Annotated in this window: 14 protein-coding genes and 1 tRNA gene; 11 read left to right on the forward strand and 4 right to left on the reverse strand. The window is 51.0% G+C overall.

The window, feature by feature from the left end:
• Positions 1-120 precede the first annotated feature (120 nt).
• On the forward strand, positions 121-1,233 hold the full coding sequence (locus tag ACJJIL_RS20190; protein WP_445360612.1) for an NADH:flavin oxidoreductase: 1,113 nt from the start codon (positions 121-123) through the stop codon (positions 1,231-1,233).
• 70 nt (positions 1,234-1,303) lie between these two features.
• Here the strand turns inward: ACJJIL_RS20190 and folK are convergent, their stop codons facing one another.
• Genes folK through tsaD form a run of 3 tightly spaced genes read right to left on the reverse strand, consistent with a single transcriptional unit; the run spans position 1,304 to position 3,266 of the window.
• The gene (gene folK, locus ACJJIL_RS20195) at positions 1,304-1,795 is read right to left on the reverse strand and encodes a 2-amino-4-hydroxy-6-hydroxymethyldihydropteridine diphosphokinase (RefSeq protein WP_445360613.1); all 492 of its coding nucleotides are present in this window, start codon (positions 1,793-1,795) and stop codon (positions 1,304-1,306) included.
• Between the two features lie 2 nt (positions 1,796-1,797).
• Positions 1,798-2,187 (reverse strand): dihydroneopterin aldolase, encoded by a 390-nt coding sequence (folB, locus tag ACJJIL_RS20200; RefSeq protein ID WP_445360614.1) that lies wholly within the window; start codon positions 2,185-2,187, stop codon positions 1,798-1,800.
• Positions 2,188-2,231: 44 nt separating this feature from the next.
• Complete coding sequence (gene tsaD / locus ACJJIL_RS20205; protein WP_445360615.1) at positions 2,232-3,266, reverse strand: tRNA (adenosine(37)-N6)-threonylcarbamoyltransferase complex transferase subunit TsaD; 1,035 nt, start codon at positions 3,264-3,266, stop codon at positions 2,232-2,234.
• Between the two features lie 173 nt (positions 3,267-3,439).
• On the opposite strand from tsaD, the gene rpsU reads away from it, so the two are divergent.
• The 9 genes from rpsU to ACJJIL_RS20250 all read left to right on the forward strand — a co-directional run bounded on the left by rpsU (position 3,440) and on the right by ACJJIL_RS20250 (position 11,611).
• Entirely contained in the window at positions 3,440-3,655 is a 216-nt protein-coding gene (gene rpsU, locus ACJJIL_RS20210) for a 30S ribosomal protein S21 (protein WP_020411530.1), read from the forward strand.
• 197 nt (positions 3,656-3,852) lie between these two features.
• Complete coding sequence (locus ACJJIL_RS20215; RefSeq protein WP_108731584.1) at positions 3,853-4,299, forward strand: GatB/YqeY domain-containing protein; 447 nt, start codon at positions 3,853-3,855, stop codon at positions 4,297-4,299.
• A gap of 15 nt (positions 4,300-4,314) precedes the next feature.
• Positions 4,315-6,279, forward strand: a complete 1,965-nt coding sequence (gene dnaG / locus ACJJIL_RS20220) for a DNA primase (protein WP_445360616.1) — start codon at positions 4,315-4,317, stop codon at positions 6,277-6,279.
• A 196-nt stretch (positions 6,280-6,475) separates the two neighbouring features.
• Positions 6,476-8,341 (forward strand): RNA polymerase sigma factor RpoD, encoded by a 1,866-nt coding sequence (rpoD, locus tag ACJJIL_RS20225; RefSeq protein ID WP_444926555.1) that lies wholly within the window; start codon positions 6,476-6,478, stop codon positions 8,339-8,341.
• A gap of 90 nt (positions 8,342-8,431) precedes the next feature.
• The gene (locus tag ACJJIL_RS20230; RefSeq protein WP_413664222.1) at positions 8,432-8,851 is read left to right on the forward strand and encodes a diacylglycerol kinase; all 420 of its coding nucleotides are present in this window, start codon (positions 8,432-8,434) and stop codon (positions 8,849-8,851) included.
• A 284-nt stretch (positions 8,852-9,135) separates the two neighbouring features.
• Positions 9,136-9,212, forward strand: a tRNA-Ile gene (locus ACJJIL_RS20235).
• Between the two features lie 258 nt (positions 9,213-9,470).
• The gene (locus tag ACJJIL_RS20240; protein ID WP_108731580.1) at positions 9,471-10,010 is read left to right on the forward strand and encodes a Tse2 family ADP-ribosyltransferase toxin; all 540 of its coding nucleotides are present in this window, start codon (positions 9,471-9,473) and stop codon (positions 10,008-10,010) included.
• On the forward strand, positions 9,994-10,236 hold the full coding sequence (locus ACJJIL_RS20245) for a hypothetical protein (RefSeq protein ID WP_444914878.1): 243 nt from the start codon (positions 9,994-9,996) through the stop codon (positions 10,234-10,236). The genes ACJJIL_RS20240 and ACJJIL_RS20245 overlap by 17 nt, the downstream gene beginning before the upstream one ends.
• A gap of 361 nt (positions 10,237-10,597) precedes the next feature.
• The gene (locus ACJJIL_RS20250; RefSeq protein WP_445360617.1) at positions 10,598-11,611 is read left to right on the forward strand and encodes a zinc-dependent alcohol dehydrogenase family protein; all 1,014 of its coding nucleotides are present in this window, start codon (positions 10,598-10,600) and stop codon (positions 11,609-11,611) included.
• Positions 11,612-11,669: 58 nt separating this feature from the next.
• Here ACJJIL_RS20250 and ACJJIL_RS20255 read toward each other — a convergent pair whose 3' ends face one another.
• Positions 11,670-12,614 (reverse strand): GlxA family transcriptional regulator, encoded by a 945-nt coding sequence (locus ACJJIL_RS20255; RefSeq protein ID WP_282934496.1) that lies wholly within the window; start codon positions 12,612-12,614, stop codon positions 11,670-11,672.
• Positions 12,615-13,120: 506 nt separating this feature from the next.
• On the opposite strand from ACJJIL_RS20255, the gene ACJJIL_RS20260 reads away from it, so the two are divergent.
• A complete protein-coding gene (locus ACJJIL_RS20260) occupies positions 13,121-14,209 on the forward strand; it encodes a hypothetical protein (protein ID WP_445360618.1) in 1,089 nt (362 codons plus the stop codon).
• Positions 14,210-14,333: the final 124 nt, after the last annotated feature.

A 14,333-nucleotide genomic window follows, 5' to 3' on the forward strand; every position in this document is an offset into this window, starting at 1 on the left:
AATACGAAACCAGATATTGAACTCAACCTTAAAATAAGGTCTTATAACGCAACCGTTTTAATTGTGACCTAGTGGGACCAGTGAGTCCCAGTGTTGAATCGAGACATTCAGGAGAGAAATATGAGTGGTTCCCTGGACAACCTACTGCGTCCTTTCGAGCATAAATCCCTAAAGCTGCGCAACCGGGTCGCAATGGCCCCCATGACCCGCACTATGTCACCAGGCTATTCAGCCAATGACCATGTGGCCGGTTATTACCGCCGCCGAGCTGAAGGTGAAGTGGGACTAATTATTACCGAAGGCACCTTCGTTAATCATAAAGCCGCAAACGGCTACGAGAATGTTCCGGCAATCTACGGTGAGGCCGCTCTCGCCGGCTGGAAAAAAGTGGTAGACGAAGTACACGCTGCCGGTGGCCAGATTATCCCGCAGTTATGGCACGTAGGCTCCGTGCGCAAAGAGGGCATAGGCCCGGATAAATCAGTGCCCGGCTACTCCCCCTCAGGCCTGTTCAAACCCGGCAAGCCCAATGGCCAGGCGATGAGCAAAGAGGATATCCAAGAAGTTGTACAAGCTTTTGCTGACGCGGCGAAAGCAGCCAAGAAAATTGGATTTGACGGCGTAGAGATCCACGGCGCCCACGGCTATCTGATCGACCAGTTTTTCTGGGAAGGTACCAACCAACGCGATGACGAGTACGGTGGTTCCATCGAAAATCGCACCCGCTTTGCAGTAGAAATTATCAAAGCGGTACGTGAAGCCGTAGGCGAAGACTTTGCCATAGTGCTGCGCTACTCCCAGTGGAAGCAGCAGGATTACGAAGCCAAGTTGGCGCAAAACCCTGAAGAACTGAAACGCTTCCTAACACCGCTAGTTGAAGCTGGCGTTGATATTTTCCACGCCTCTACAAGACGCTTCTGGGTGCCAGAATTTGAGGGTTCTGATCTCAACCTGGCAGGCTGGACCAAGGAATTGACGGGAAAACCGGTAATTTCTGTTGGTAGTGTCGGCCTCGACGATGATTTTATCGGCGGCAATAACCAGGGCATGGGCGGCACTGCCAATCCTACCGATTTAGCCGAACTGACCCGCCGTATGGACAACCAGGAGTTCGACCTGATTGCCGTTGGCCGCGCTCTATTACAAGACCCACACTGGTTCGCCAAGGTGCGTGAAGATCGCGCGGAGGAAATCACTCCGTTCACCAAAGAAGCGCTAATGAGCCTAAGTTAATTATTCCTAACAAAAAAGCAGCCGCAAAGGGCTGCTTTTTTGTCTACATTTTTTAAAAAATTTATTTGAATCACGGCCAAATAAGTTCTACCGGCCACAATTTTTGCGAATCCTGGTCGTACTCATTCCACAGCTGACGGTAAGTTTTTTGCTCGACCGGATGCAATACTTCTGGAGCTATCTCTGCCAGAGGCTGTAAAACAAAGGCATTTTTTACAATCTCACCTCGCGGTAATTTCACCCCGTCGACAGTGCCAGTCAGGTGATCATAGGTGAGAATATCAATATCCAGGGTTCGTGCGCTGAACTTGGGCCCGGAGCGCAAGCGGCCATTAGCATCTTCGATACCGCGCAGACAAAGGGCCAGCTGCCCTACCGGCAAGTCAGTTTCCAACCCCACCACCAGGTTGTAAAAGTTATCACCCTGAAAACCCACCGCTTCACTTTCGAAGACCCGGGACACCTGTAATTCGCCAAACTGCCCGGCGAGGGCGTCCAGCGCTGCGCGGATATATTGCGCGCGATTGATATTACTGCCGAGGCTGAGATACACCTGAGCCACGTTTACACTCCCGCAGACATCGCTGCTGCACCTTTTACCGGCCTCTCGCCGCGCTCAATAATGACACCCACATCCCTGGACCCTCTGACCGCACCCGGCTTGGACAAGCGCAGTCGCAGCCAGCTTACAGAAAACTCTTCCCTGACAATTGCCGCAGCCTGTTCTGCCATGGTCTCCACCAACAGAAACTCACTGCTTTCAATAAAAGCGATCAAGCGCTTGGCCACCGCCTTATAGTTAAGTGTGTACTCGATATTGTCTGTGCGCGCCGCCTCACTGATATCGAAAGCCATCTCCAAATCGAGGCTGACCGTCTGGCGCACTTCCCGCTCCCAGTCGTAAATACCAATAATGGTATTTACCTTTAAATCCCGTATATAAACAATATCCATTAATCGGCTCTTTTCTTTTTACTGCCAGGCTATCCCTGGGATTTTTAAAGTTCGGTCTTGGGCAATTCTGTCATAGGCCAACGCGGGCGCACATCTACCGCAAGGCTCGTCTGCTCCCCGGCTTTTAAACGCAAACTACCGGCGTAGGCGATCATAGCGCCGTTATCAGTACAGAACTCATGGCGCGGATAGTAGACACTGGCACCGTCCTTGCGCAGGCTCGCTTCCAAACGCTCACGCAACAATTTATTTGCTGAAACCCCACCAGCAATCACCAGGATTTTATAACCGGAGGCCTTAATAGCGCGACGACACTTAATCACCAGGGTATCCACTACCGCCTCCTGAAAAGCCGCAGCGATATCTGCGCAGGTCTGCTCGTCCGGCAAGCCATCATCGAGGGCGTGCTTACGCACTGTTGTCAGGGTAAAGGTTTTAAGGCCTGAAAAACTGAAGTCCAATCCCGGTCGATCAGTCATGGGACGGGGGAAAGTAAAACGTTTGGGGTCTCCTTTCTCCGCCAGGGCAGCCAAACGCGGGCCACCGGGATAATCTAGGTCGAGCATTTTGGCGGCCTTATCAAAGGCCTCGCCGGCGGCATCATCCAGGGATTCACCCATCAATTCGTAATCGCCGAGCCCCCGCACCTCCACCAGCTGGGTGTGTCCGCCGGACACCAGCAGGGCCACAAAAGGAAAGGCGGGCGGATTATCCTCCAGCATTGGGGCCAGCAGGTGGCCTTCCATATGGTGCACCGCCACCGCCGGGACATCCCAGCCATAGGCCAGTGCACGGGCCGCGCAGGCCCCGACCATCAGCGCTCCCACCAGACCGGGGCCCGCGGTATAGGCGATACCATTGAGGTCTGAAGGGCTGGTCTCGGCCTTCTTCATTACCTGGCGAATCAGCGGCAAGAGTTTGCGCACATGATCGCGGCTCGCCAGCTCGGGGACTACGCCGCCATAATCGGCATGCAGGTCCACTTGACTGAACAGGGCATGGCTGAGCAAACCGGACTCAGAATCGTAAATAGCGACGCCAGTTTCATCGCAGGAAGTTTCTATACCAAGGACGCGCACTTGATCTCATTCTCGTGACTACTTCGAGGGGTGGTTATCATACTGGAAAATGGGGTTGCGATCCCGTATAGGAGTGTTTAGAATTTGCGCCCTCGCTGTGAACCGGCCACCGGATGCAACTGCGAGAGCATTGCCGGAATGGCCGAGAGAAACGAATTTTAACAGGTATCCTAATGCCCTCTGTACGAATCAAAGACAACGAACCTTTCGATATCGCCCTGCGCCGTTTCAAGCGCTCCTGTGAAAAAGCAGGCGTACTGTCTGAAGTACGTCGTCGCGAGTTCTACGAGAAGCCCACCGCTGTTCGTAAGCGCAAAGCTGCTGCCGCTGTAAAGCGTCACGCTAAAAAGCTTCAGCGCGAAAACCGCAAGTTCCAGCGTCTCTACTAAGAGCCGCAGGCTGCATAAGCCTGTCGCAGCGAGGCGGCCGGACGGGCTTAGCCCGTAGCGGAGCTATAAAGAACGGCGTGCGAGCCATACTCGCGCGCCGTTTTTCGTTTGGGCTAACGCATTTCCCCCGCCCAACAGACAAGCTATCCTAAGCCCCTGATCCAAAATTCATTGCCAACAATCTCGGAACACTCACTATGAGCACTCTCAAGGAAACCCTGACTCAAGCCACTAAAGACGCAATGAAAGCGCGAGACAAAGAGCGCCTGGCCACCCTGCGCCTGATCAACGCCGAGATCAAACGCGTTGAAGTCGACGAGCGAATCGACCTGGATGACGCCCGCATCCTTGCCCTGCTGGACAAAATGACCAAGCAGCGCCGCGACTCCATTACCCAGTACGAGAAAGCTGGCCGGGCTGAGCTGGCAGCAGTAGAGCAGGCTGAAATTGAAGTTATCCAGGAATTCCTGCCGAAGCAGCTGAGCGAAGCTGAGATCACCGATATCGTTGCCTCCGCCGTCAAAGACACCGGTGCCAACAGCATGGCGGATATGGGCAAAGTCATCGCCCAGGTTAAACCCCAGGTGCAGGGCCGTGCAGATATGGGCGCGGTGAGCAAACTGGTGAAGGCCCAACTGGCCTAAGCTGAGCGAATTCCCATGGCCGGCAAGATACCCCAGCACTTTATCGACGATCTGCTCGCAAGGGCAGATATCGTCGAGCTGGTGGACAGCCGGGTCAAGCTGCGTAAAACCGGCAAAAACTACTCTGCCTGCTGCCCCTTCCACGACGAGAAAACCCCATCGTTTACCGTGAGTGCGGACAAGCAGTTTTATTACTGCTTCGGCTGCGGCGCCAATGGCAATGCCATCGGCTTCCTCATGGAGTACGACCGCCTGCCCTTCCCAGAAGCGGTGGAAAAACTCGCGGCCTCCCGTGGACTGGAAGTTCCCAGGGAACAACTGGCACCGGGGCAAGAAAAGCGCCAGCGGGAGAGTCAATCTCTCTACCAGCTCACAGAGAAAGCCGCCGACTACTACCGTGAACAACTGCGTAACCACCCCGCCGCAGGCAATGCGGTGGCCTACTTGCGTAATCGCGGCCTCTCCGGTGAGATTGCCCGGGACTTTGGTATCGGCCTTGCGCCCCCCGGCTGGGACAACCTGCTCAATGCATTAGCCGATACCCCCGAGAAAGCGGATCAACTGGAACTGGCAGGCCTGGCCATTCGCCGCCAGGACAGTGATGGCAACACCAAGCCCAACGCGCGCCACCACTATGACCGCTTCCGCAACCGTATTATTTTCCCGATCCGCGACCAGCGCGGGCGCGCCATCGCCTTTGGCGGGCGGGTACTGGGCGACGACAAACCCAAGTACCTGAACTCCCCGGAAACCCCGATTTTCCACAAGAGCCGCGAACTCTACGGCCTGTGGGAAGCGCGCCAGGCCAACCGCAATTTAGAACGCCTGATTGTGGTTGAAGGCTATATGGATGTGGTAGCCCTGGCCCAGTTCGATATCCGCTGCGCCGTCGCCACCCTGGGCACCGCTTGTGGCGAAGACCATATTCAACTCGCCTTCCGCCACACCTCGGAACTGCTGTTTTGCTTCGACGGCGACCGCGCCGGCCGCGCTGCCGCCCGCCGTGCTCTGGAGTCGGCCCTGCCGCAGATGCAGGACGGGCGCAGCCTGCGCTTCCTGCTGCTGCCGGAAGGCGAGGACCCGGACACCCTGGTACGCCAACTGGGCGGTGAACGTTTCCAGCAGTTAATCAAAGAGCAATCCCTACCGCTGGAAGACTTTCTCTTCGACCTACTGAGCGAAGATATCAACCTGCAGACCATGGATGGCCGCGCGCGCCTGTCCAAACTCGCCGCTCCCCTGCTGGACCTGCTGCCCGATGGCGTCTACCGCCAGCTGATGTTCCAACAACTGGCCTCGCGTACCGGGCTCGACAAGGAAACCCTGCAAGAGGTTATCCGCACAGAAAAAGCTCGCGCGCCGCAACAGCCCCACCCGCAACCTACAGCTGCACCGGGAGAGCCAAGCCAAGCACATTCCCCTCACGAGGACCTGGAGCACCGCACACCGCCGGAACCCTGGCAGCGCGACAACAACTTCAGTGAAAGTGCAGCACCGAGTTACGACAGTCCGCGCCGCCAGAGCCAATATCTCCTGCCGCCAGAGCGCATGCTGATCGCCCTGCTATTGCACCATCCGGAGCTGGCAGCACAAATCGAAAATCCACAGCAGTTCCCCATCAAGGGCAATGCAGACCTGGCATTGTTTATCCAGCTGGTAGAGCTGTACAAAAGCCGCCCCCAATTAAATTTCTATCAATTGATCGGCCACTGGCGTGCACACCACAGCGCAGAATCTTGCGATACCCTGGCCAAGCTCGCTATTTCTCCACTGGTATCGGTCGCGCGGCAACTCGCCCAGGATGACAGCAACCTGGAATACGATCCGCACACCGAATTTAACGACTGTCTGCTGCGCCTGAAACAAGCTGCAGACAAACAGCGCAACCGCGATTTACTCGATCAACTTAAGAACAGCGCCCAGTTGAGCCCCGAAGAACAACTGGCTCTATTAGCCAATTGGCGAAAAAAGCAGAATTAATAAGCGCCAACCCCTTGAAAACTGCGGGCTCAGCACTATATTCACTCACCCCCGCCGGGCGGGATCGGGAACCCCAGCACCCTAAACATCGCACCTACGCCGTTACTTGACAGCTAGAGTGGTTATTGCTAGTGCAAATACGCTATAATCCCGCGTCTTTGTCCCGTATTTTCATTCCCAGAATTCAGGGTTGTGCATGACCGACAAAACCCAGCAACAGTCCCGCATTAAGGAACTGATCGCCCGCGGTAAAGAGCAGGGCTATCTGACCTATGCCGAGGTAAATGACCACCTACCGGAAGATATTTCCGATCCCGATCAGGTGGAAGACATTATTGGCATGATCAACGACATGGGCATCAAGGTGTTTGAAACCGCACCGGATGCCGAAGAGTTGTTGATGGCTGAAGGCGACAGCTCCGCTGATGAAATCGCCGCAGCCGAAGCTGCCGCTGCCCTGGCAGCCGTAGAGTCCGACGTAGGCCGAACTACCGATCCAGTACGCATGTATATGCGCGAAATGGGCACCGTAGAGCTGCTCACGCGCGAAGGCGAGATCGCCATTGCCAAGCGTATCGAAGAGGGCCTGCGCGAACTGATGGCCGCCCTGGCCTACTGGCCGGGTGCAGTGCAGCAGATCATCGATGAGTACGCTCTGATCGAGAAAGAAGAGCGCCGCATCCCCGATATTATCTCTGGTTGGCTCGACCCCGCCGACGAGGTTCCGCCCGGAGCCCAGGCTGGCCAAGCCGCCGCTGCCAGCGCGCCGGAGTCATCAGATTCCGATGACGACGCCGAAGACGACGACAGCGATGACGACAGCAGCGAAGAAGAAGAGGAAGCTACCGGCGGTATCGACCCCGAAGAGCTCGCCGAGCGCATGAACGCGCTGATCGCCGCACAAAAAGCTGCCGACGAGGCCATCGCCGCCCACGGCCGCGATTCCAAAGAAGCTGGCCAGGCCCTCGAAGCCGTTGGCGATGTATTCCGCTTCTTTAAACTGGCTCCCCGCCAGTTTGACCCGCTGTACGGCGAAGTTCGCTACGTACTCGACAGCGTGCGCGAGCAAGAGCGCGTGGTTATGGCCATGTGTATCAAACGCGCCCGCATGCCGCGCAAGACCTTTATCAAGGAATTCCCCGGCAACGAGACCAATGATGATTGGATTCCCGCAATCATCAAGAAAAAGCGCGATTACTCCGATGCCCTGCGCCACGTCGTAGACGAAGTTGTTCGCGCCCAGCGCAAACTGGCTCAGTTCCAGGAGCGCGCCAAGCTGGACGTAGGCCAGATCAAAGAGATCAACCGCCGCATGTCCATTGGTGAGGCCCGTTCACGCCGCGCCAAGAAAGAGATGGTCGAAGCCAACCTGCGTCTGGTTATCTCTATCGCCAAGAAGTACACCAACCGCGGCCTGCAGTTCCTGGACCTGATCCAGGAGGGCAACATCGGCTTGATGAAGGCTGTGGATAAGTTCGAATACCGCCGCGGTTACAAGTTCTCCACTTATGCCACCTGGTGGATTCGCCAGGCCATTACCCGCTCTATTGCGGACCAGGCCCGCACCATCCGTATCCCGGTACATATGATTGAGACTATTAATAAGCTCAACCGTATCAGCCGCCAGATGCTGCAGGAAATGGGTCGCGAACCCACTCCGGAAGAACTGGGCGAGCGCATGGAAATGCCGGAAGACAAGGTGCGCAAAGTCCTCAAGATCGCTAAAGAGCCAATCTCCATGGAGACGCCTATCGGCGACGACGAAGACTCCCACCTGGGTGACTTTATCGAGGATCAAAATCAATCCTCGCCGGTGGATACCGCCACTCAAACTGGCCTGCACGACGCCACCCGCTCCGTGCTTTCCGGCCTCACCGCCCGTGAAGCCAAGGTACTGCGTATGCGTTTCGGTATTGATATGAATACCGACCACACTCTGGAAGAGGTGGGCAAACAGTTTGACGTAACCCGCGAGCGTATCCGTCAGATCGAAGCGAAAGCATTGCGCAAACTGCGACACCCCTCCAGGTCGGAGCATTTACGCAGCTTCCTCGACGAGTAAGCGCTAGACTAAAGCCCGGTTCAACCGGGCTTTTTTTTGTGACATAAAGATGACCTCCCCGCGCAGGCTTAGTGAAAGCAGGAGATAAGCATGCAAAAAGAAATGGCGAATAAGCAGGAAAAATCTGAAGAGCTTGCCAACAAGCCCGGCAAGAAGGGGTTTGCTCGCCTCCTGGCTGCCACTAGCTACTCCAGTCAGGGGCTCGTCGCTGCATGGCGCAATGAGGAAGCTTTTCGCCAGGAAGTGATTGCCGCCTGCCTAATGGTGCCTCTCGCACTCTGGGCCGGGGAGACACCTACTGAGCGCGCCATATTGATTGCAGCCGTGATGTTTGTCCTCCCAATCGAACTTATCAACAGCGCTATTGAGGCGACCGTGGACCGCATCGGCCCCGAGAAACACCCGCTGGCCAAGATTGCCAAAGACACGGGCTCCGCCGCCGTGGCCGTCGCCCTCTTCGCTGCATTCCTGGTTTGGTGCTGTATTCTTATCCCCAAACTGTCGATTTAAATACTTTAGTATGAGATTTTGGCCTCCATTTCGCATAAATAAGACATCTGTACCAATTAAAGTCTCTAGTTAAGACACTCGAACCAATTAAGCTGTTTGGCAGCTCTCTCAAGGTGAGCATCTATTCCATAAAGATCAGTTGTTGGCGAAAGCTTGAGCAACAGGAAAAGAAGATTTCTAGAATTTGCCCATATCGGCTTTGAGTGCTAACAAAGGCATTGATTTGCAAGGGAAAATCTTGTACTTTTCCCAACCGCTTGCAACGATCCTCGCAAGCAATGTGTGGGCCCTTAGCTCAGTTGGTTAGAGCATCCGACTCATAATCGGCAGGTCCTGGGTTCGAGTCCCGGAGGGCCCACCATTTTCCATCAACTAAATGTGATTAGCCCCACTAATCTTCTCAAGTTAGCTTGACTCCCGATTTTAACCAACGACTGACCTGTCGTTTATTCCCTCTCTGGCATTATCAATTTATCAACCTCTTCGCTTTGACAAGTGATATAGATTGTAATTTCCCTCACTTTACTCGTTAAAATGCTAGAAGGATAATGTAGATCTTCAGCCTTAAACGAAAGTATACAAACTACTTTCCTGCAGCCAACAGACAAAGGAATTAACTTTGAAGGAACAAAAAATTAGGGATGGCAATGTAAAGACTTTTTTTGCCAAAATTGACGCTTTAGAAAGAATTTACGACAGTGAAAAAGACTTATCATTGTTCTTATGGCGAGCTTCACGCACTGATCAACCCTGCGAAAACCCCCTCTACCCAGACTTTACTCGCAGAGAAATAAGGAGTGGGGAATTCAGACCCGCCGATGTTACAGTAGAAAATCAAAATGGCGTAGACTTTATTATTCCTAAAGTTTATCAAAAAAACTCCTCAAGTATGTGGAAAGCCCAAGGTACATCTTTATTTAATAAACCAAACACATTCAAAGGGAAAAAATGGGAATATATTGAGATTCCAAAAGGCACAAAAATTCCATTAGGCATCCTTATCATCCAAGACGACTACAATGGCGCATTTGATGCTATTCATTATTCCATAGTTCCAGACCGCCCAATGTCAGTACAAAACTTTAAACTGTTGCTCAACCAATTAATGATAAACATTGAAAAACAGAGAAGTAAAATTAAAAATGCCAGTTATCGATAATGAAACTCTACTTGCCTCATTGCAGGCAGTCTTTAAAACTGTAAACCATTATAAAGCGCTACTTGATTCTGAAACGCTGAGGGACCCGGAGAACGTTTCAGAGTTGCTATTTTTCTACAACGAAGCTTTAGAAGCGTTAAAGGGTGTATATGAAGAAGAGGTAAGTAAAGGGGAGGACCTCCCTCCACTTCAAGCAATTATCAACCCCTCCAAAAAAACCTATTAACACTTACCTTCCAAGTGGGTGATATACTGAAAGCTATCACCCCATCTTTATTTAAGAGCATTCTTAAGTTTAATGAAACTCAATATACTTTTAAACCATCTGATAATCAGCCCCAACTTCCTATAAATTTCAAAATTAACACATAGTTATATCACAATACACACAACTATAATTCTGTAAAATTTATCGTGTTAATATTTTTTAGCAACGATACCTTCAAATTAGTATTATCTAGCGAACTCAATTGAGTAGTCAAAAGGCGTATTTTTTCAATTAAATTTATCACTTTCCATATCTATCAAGCATACTAAAAATATTTAGCCCCTAAAGGATTAATGAATTAAGAAAAGGAAGGAAAACTATGAAGGCGTTGACACTAAAAGCACCAGGCAGACTAGAAAATATTTCGGTTAGCGACATCGCTAACCCGGGAGCACCCGGCCCAGGCCAAATCCGCGTTGCAATTAAAGCTTCCTCCCTCAACTTCCATGATCTTTTGGTTGCCAATGGCAGTATTCCCACAGAAGACGGCCGCATTCTGATGTCTGATGGCGGCGGTATCGTGGATGCAGTTGGTGAGGGAGTTACCGATTTTAAGGTCGGCGATTCTGTTGTGTCGTGCTTTTTCCCACAGTGGCCAGCAGGTACGCCTATGGCTTCCGTGGGTAACTTTGCCAATACGCCTGGTGACGGTATCGATGGGATGGCCGCTGAGTTTGTTGTGCGCGATCAGAGCGCTTTTACCCTTGCCCCAAAAGGCTGGAGCCACGCTCAGGCGGCAACCATTACTACCGCGGGCCTTACTGCTTGGCGGGCATTGGTAGTAGATGGCAAGGTAAAACCTGGCGACACAATATTGACTCTAGGAACTGGCGGAGTATCTATTACGGTAATTCAGATTGCCAAAATACTGGGCGCCAAAGTTATTGTTACTTCTTCTTCCGATGAGAAACTGGAGCGCGCCAAAAAATTAGGCGCCGATCATGGCGTCAACTATCGCACCCATGCACAGTGGTCAAAAAAGGTTATGGAGCTGACGGAAGGCAAGGGTGCTGACCATATTATTGAGCTCGGTGGCCCCGGTACACTAGAGCAATCAATCCATTCAGTAAGAGTTGGCGGCCATATTTCATTGATTGGTGTTTTAACCGGCCGCTCGGGAGAAGTGCCCACAGCACTGTTAATGGCCAAGCAGGCCCGGTTACAGGGCTTGATCGTTGGAAGCCGTAGGGATCAACGGGAATATGTCACCGCATTGGAAGCCAACCAGATACAGCCAGTGATTGATAAGACTTACCCTATGGAGGAACTGGCTGCGGCATTTGAGTACCAGGCCAGCGGGTCGCACTTTGGCAAGATCTGCGTCGAGTGGTAATGGAATAGCTCTCAATCTCGGCGCACTCTTAAAGCTAAGACACTTGTGAGAGCGCGGCTTAACGATTCCTACTGAAATATGAGGGGGACACACCAAATTGGCCATAAAAAGCTCGGCGAAAGCTATCATAGCTTGCAAACCCCACCTGCCGAGCTACCTGAACAAGGCTTGCTGATTCACAGGTGATTAAATCCCGCGCCCGGTTTAAACGGAGTTGGTTTAGATAATGTCCGGGGGTGCTATTAAGATGTTGTTTGAACAAGCGAGTTAACTGGCGATCGCTAACAGAAATACGTTCCGCCATATCGGAAACGCTGATTGATTTCTGGTAATTCTCCGACAGCCACTCCAATAGGGGATTGAGCCTCATACTGTCGCTGGATTGCACTTTAAGCAGATCAGAGTACTGTGACTGCCCTCCCCTACGCTGCAGATAAACGACCAGATCTTTAGCCACGCTGGCCGCAATAGTATTGCCATAATCCTGGCGAATCACTTCCAAGGCCAAGTCGACTCCAGATAGAATTCCCGCTGAAGACCACAGTTTTCCGCTTTCAATAAATAAGGGGTCCTGCTCAACCTGATAATTGACTGCTTGCTCGGCAAGCTGCCGGCAATGCCGCCAGTGAGTGGTAATACGGTGCTTTTGTTCCGGAAATATATCTGTTAGTAAGAATGCACCTGTACAGATACTCAAGACACGCTCTGCTTTGTCTGCGATTGCACGCAGCGCATTTACCTGCTTAGGGCTTAAGCGGAGCTGCCGCATCCCAGTACCGCCAGTAATGACCAGGTAATCAATTTCCCTATCCTGGTAAATATCAAAATCCACTGATAGGGCTTGGCCGTACGCGGTTTTAACTGATGCATTGGTTAAACCTATCAAACGACTTGTATAGGCCTCACTAACGAAACTATTAGTCTCCATAAAGGCATCCAAGGGCCCAAAGAGGTCTAACGCCTGAAATCCATCAGCAACAAAAAAACCTATCTTCTTGGTCATAGCATCTCCTCCACACAGGGAATTGTACTCCAATGGGTACGTCTGCTATGACACATTTACGACACAAAACGACATTGGTACTTCACCTGAACTCGTTCAACATAGAACTACCTCCATGAAACTGAACCACCCAATCTCATAAGGCTGGCAGAAGATTAGCTAGTCAGTCCAAATCCCACAGCAATTAAAACTCTGCCATTCAGCTACTCAATATTTGTAAGGTTCGTATTATCTAAATCATTTGTACCACATTGGTCAGCTCTTATCCTAAGTAGGAAGTTTTACTTAAGAAAAAACAATCTTTAAGAAAGTACTCAATATGCAAATGGACCAACCATGATGCCGGTCAAGTAATAAAAATTAATTTAGAGTTAACCTTCAGTTTTATTCACCAAACAAACTGCAGTTGTATTTTTCACCCACACCAAGTTTCCACTCTATAAAAAAATTATTACTCCAAAAGTACCAATACCTAAAGCACAAGAAATACAGTAAGGATGTATTAAATGGCGTTACAAAAGTCCCCCGGACAAAAAAGAAAATCGATGGTACGTACAGCATGTATTTTAGTTTTCCTTATTCTGACTTACTTTCTGTCAAACTATTACTCTCGTGCCAACAATGAATCATTAAGTTGGGTCGAAGATCATCAAGCTCTAGATGCTGAAGTAGTAGCGTTAAGAGAGGAGGAAGAAGAGTACCGGGGCCGCAAAGGTAAAAAGCGCTATCGTACAAATTACTATATTGACTATCAGTTTAACTATGAAGATGAGGACTTCGAATCCTCCGCAGAGGTTTCAAAAGTAATTTATAGTCAATATGAACAAGGTCAACCTATCGAAGTATGGTTTCCAGAGGGCGACATCTACGGTCATGTATTGGCGCAGAATGCTCAAAGAGACATCGAAAGTAACACACCTGTAGGAAACCTGATTCAAGCAGCACCTATCACTATAGGTATCTGCCTCGTCTTATATTGGATTTTAAGCTTCTTGTTTGTAAGGGAATCAAAAAAAGCACTACCCGAGGGCTTTTATACTGAGACGTCCTGGCTTGATATCGATGATAACTACCTCGTCGCCTTAGAAGGAGATGAACTCGTCTATTTTGATATCCCGAAAAAGCAGGCTTTAACTGCTCAATCTGCCTACCAAGCGGGGAAATCCCCTGAAGAAATATATCACTTGTGTAAACCTGAGACCGCAGCCCGAATCCCTCTCAATGAAATAAGTTCACTTAGCAGTGACCACAATTCGGATGTAATAAATATCAAGCACGAGGATAAGACCCATTCTGTTGAGTTCTTAAATCAAACAGTAAAAGCGCACGCATTAGAACGTATCGAGAAACAACTACCTGAGACAATGGATTATCAGCATATTCAGCGGTCTCGTTTGCAAGCCACTCTACCGTCACTTGTGATAGCAATACTGTTAATAGGCCTTATCTACTGGCTTGACTCATTTATTTTCCGTGTGATAGTTGGTTTTATTGGGCTAACCTCTGTGGCCCCGAATCTTTTGTCCAAATTAATTAGTCCGACAGAGACACGCCTCTGGGAGAAAGTCGAAGAGACCTCTGTAGAGCACGCATAGTTCAGAAGATGGCCAGCTTCGCCTGGCCGCTTTAATAGAGCTATCTGTTGCTCATAATCAAGCTCAGCTATACTGTCCCCAGAATAAACATAACGTCAGTCTGAAGACCCATTGGGATAGCAGA

This window comes from Microbulbifer maximicatervae (SeqCode) (assembly GCF_052468095.1).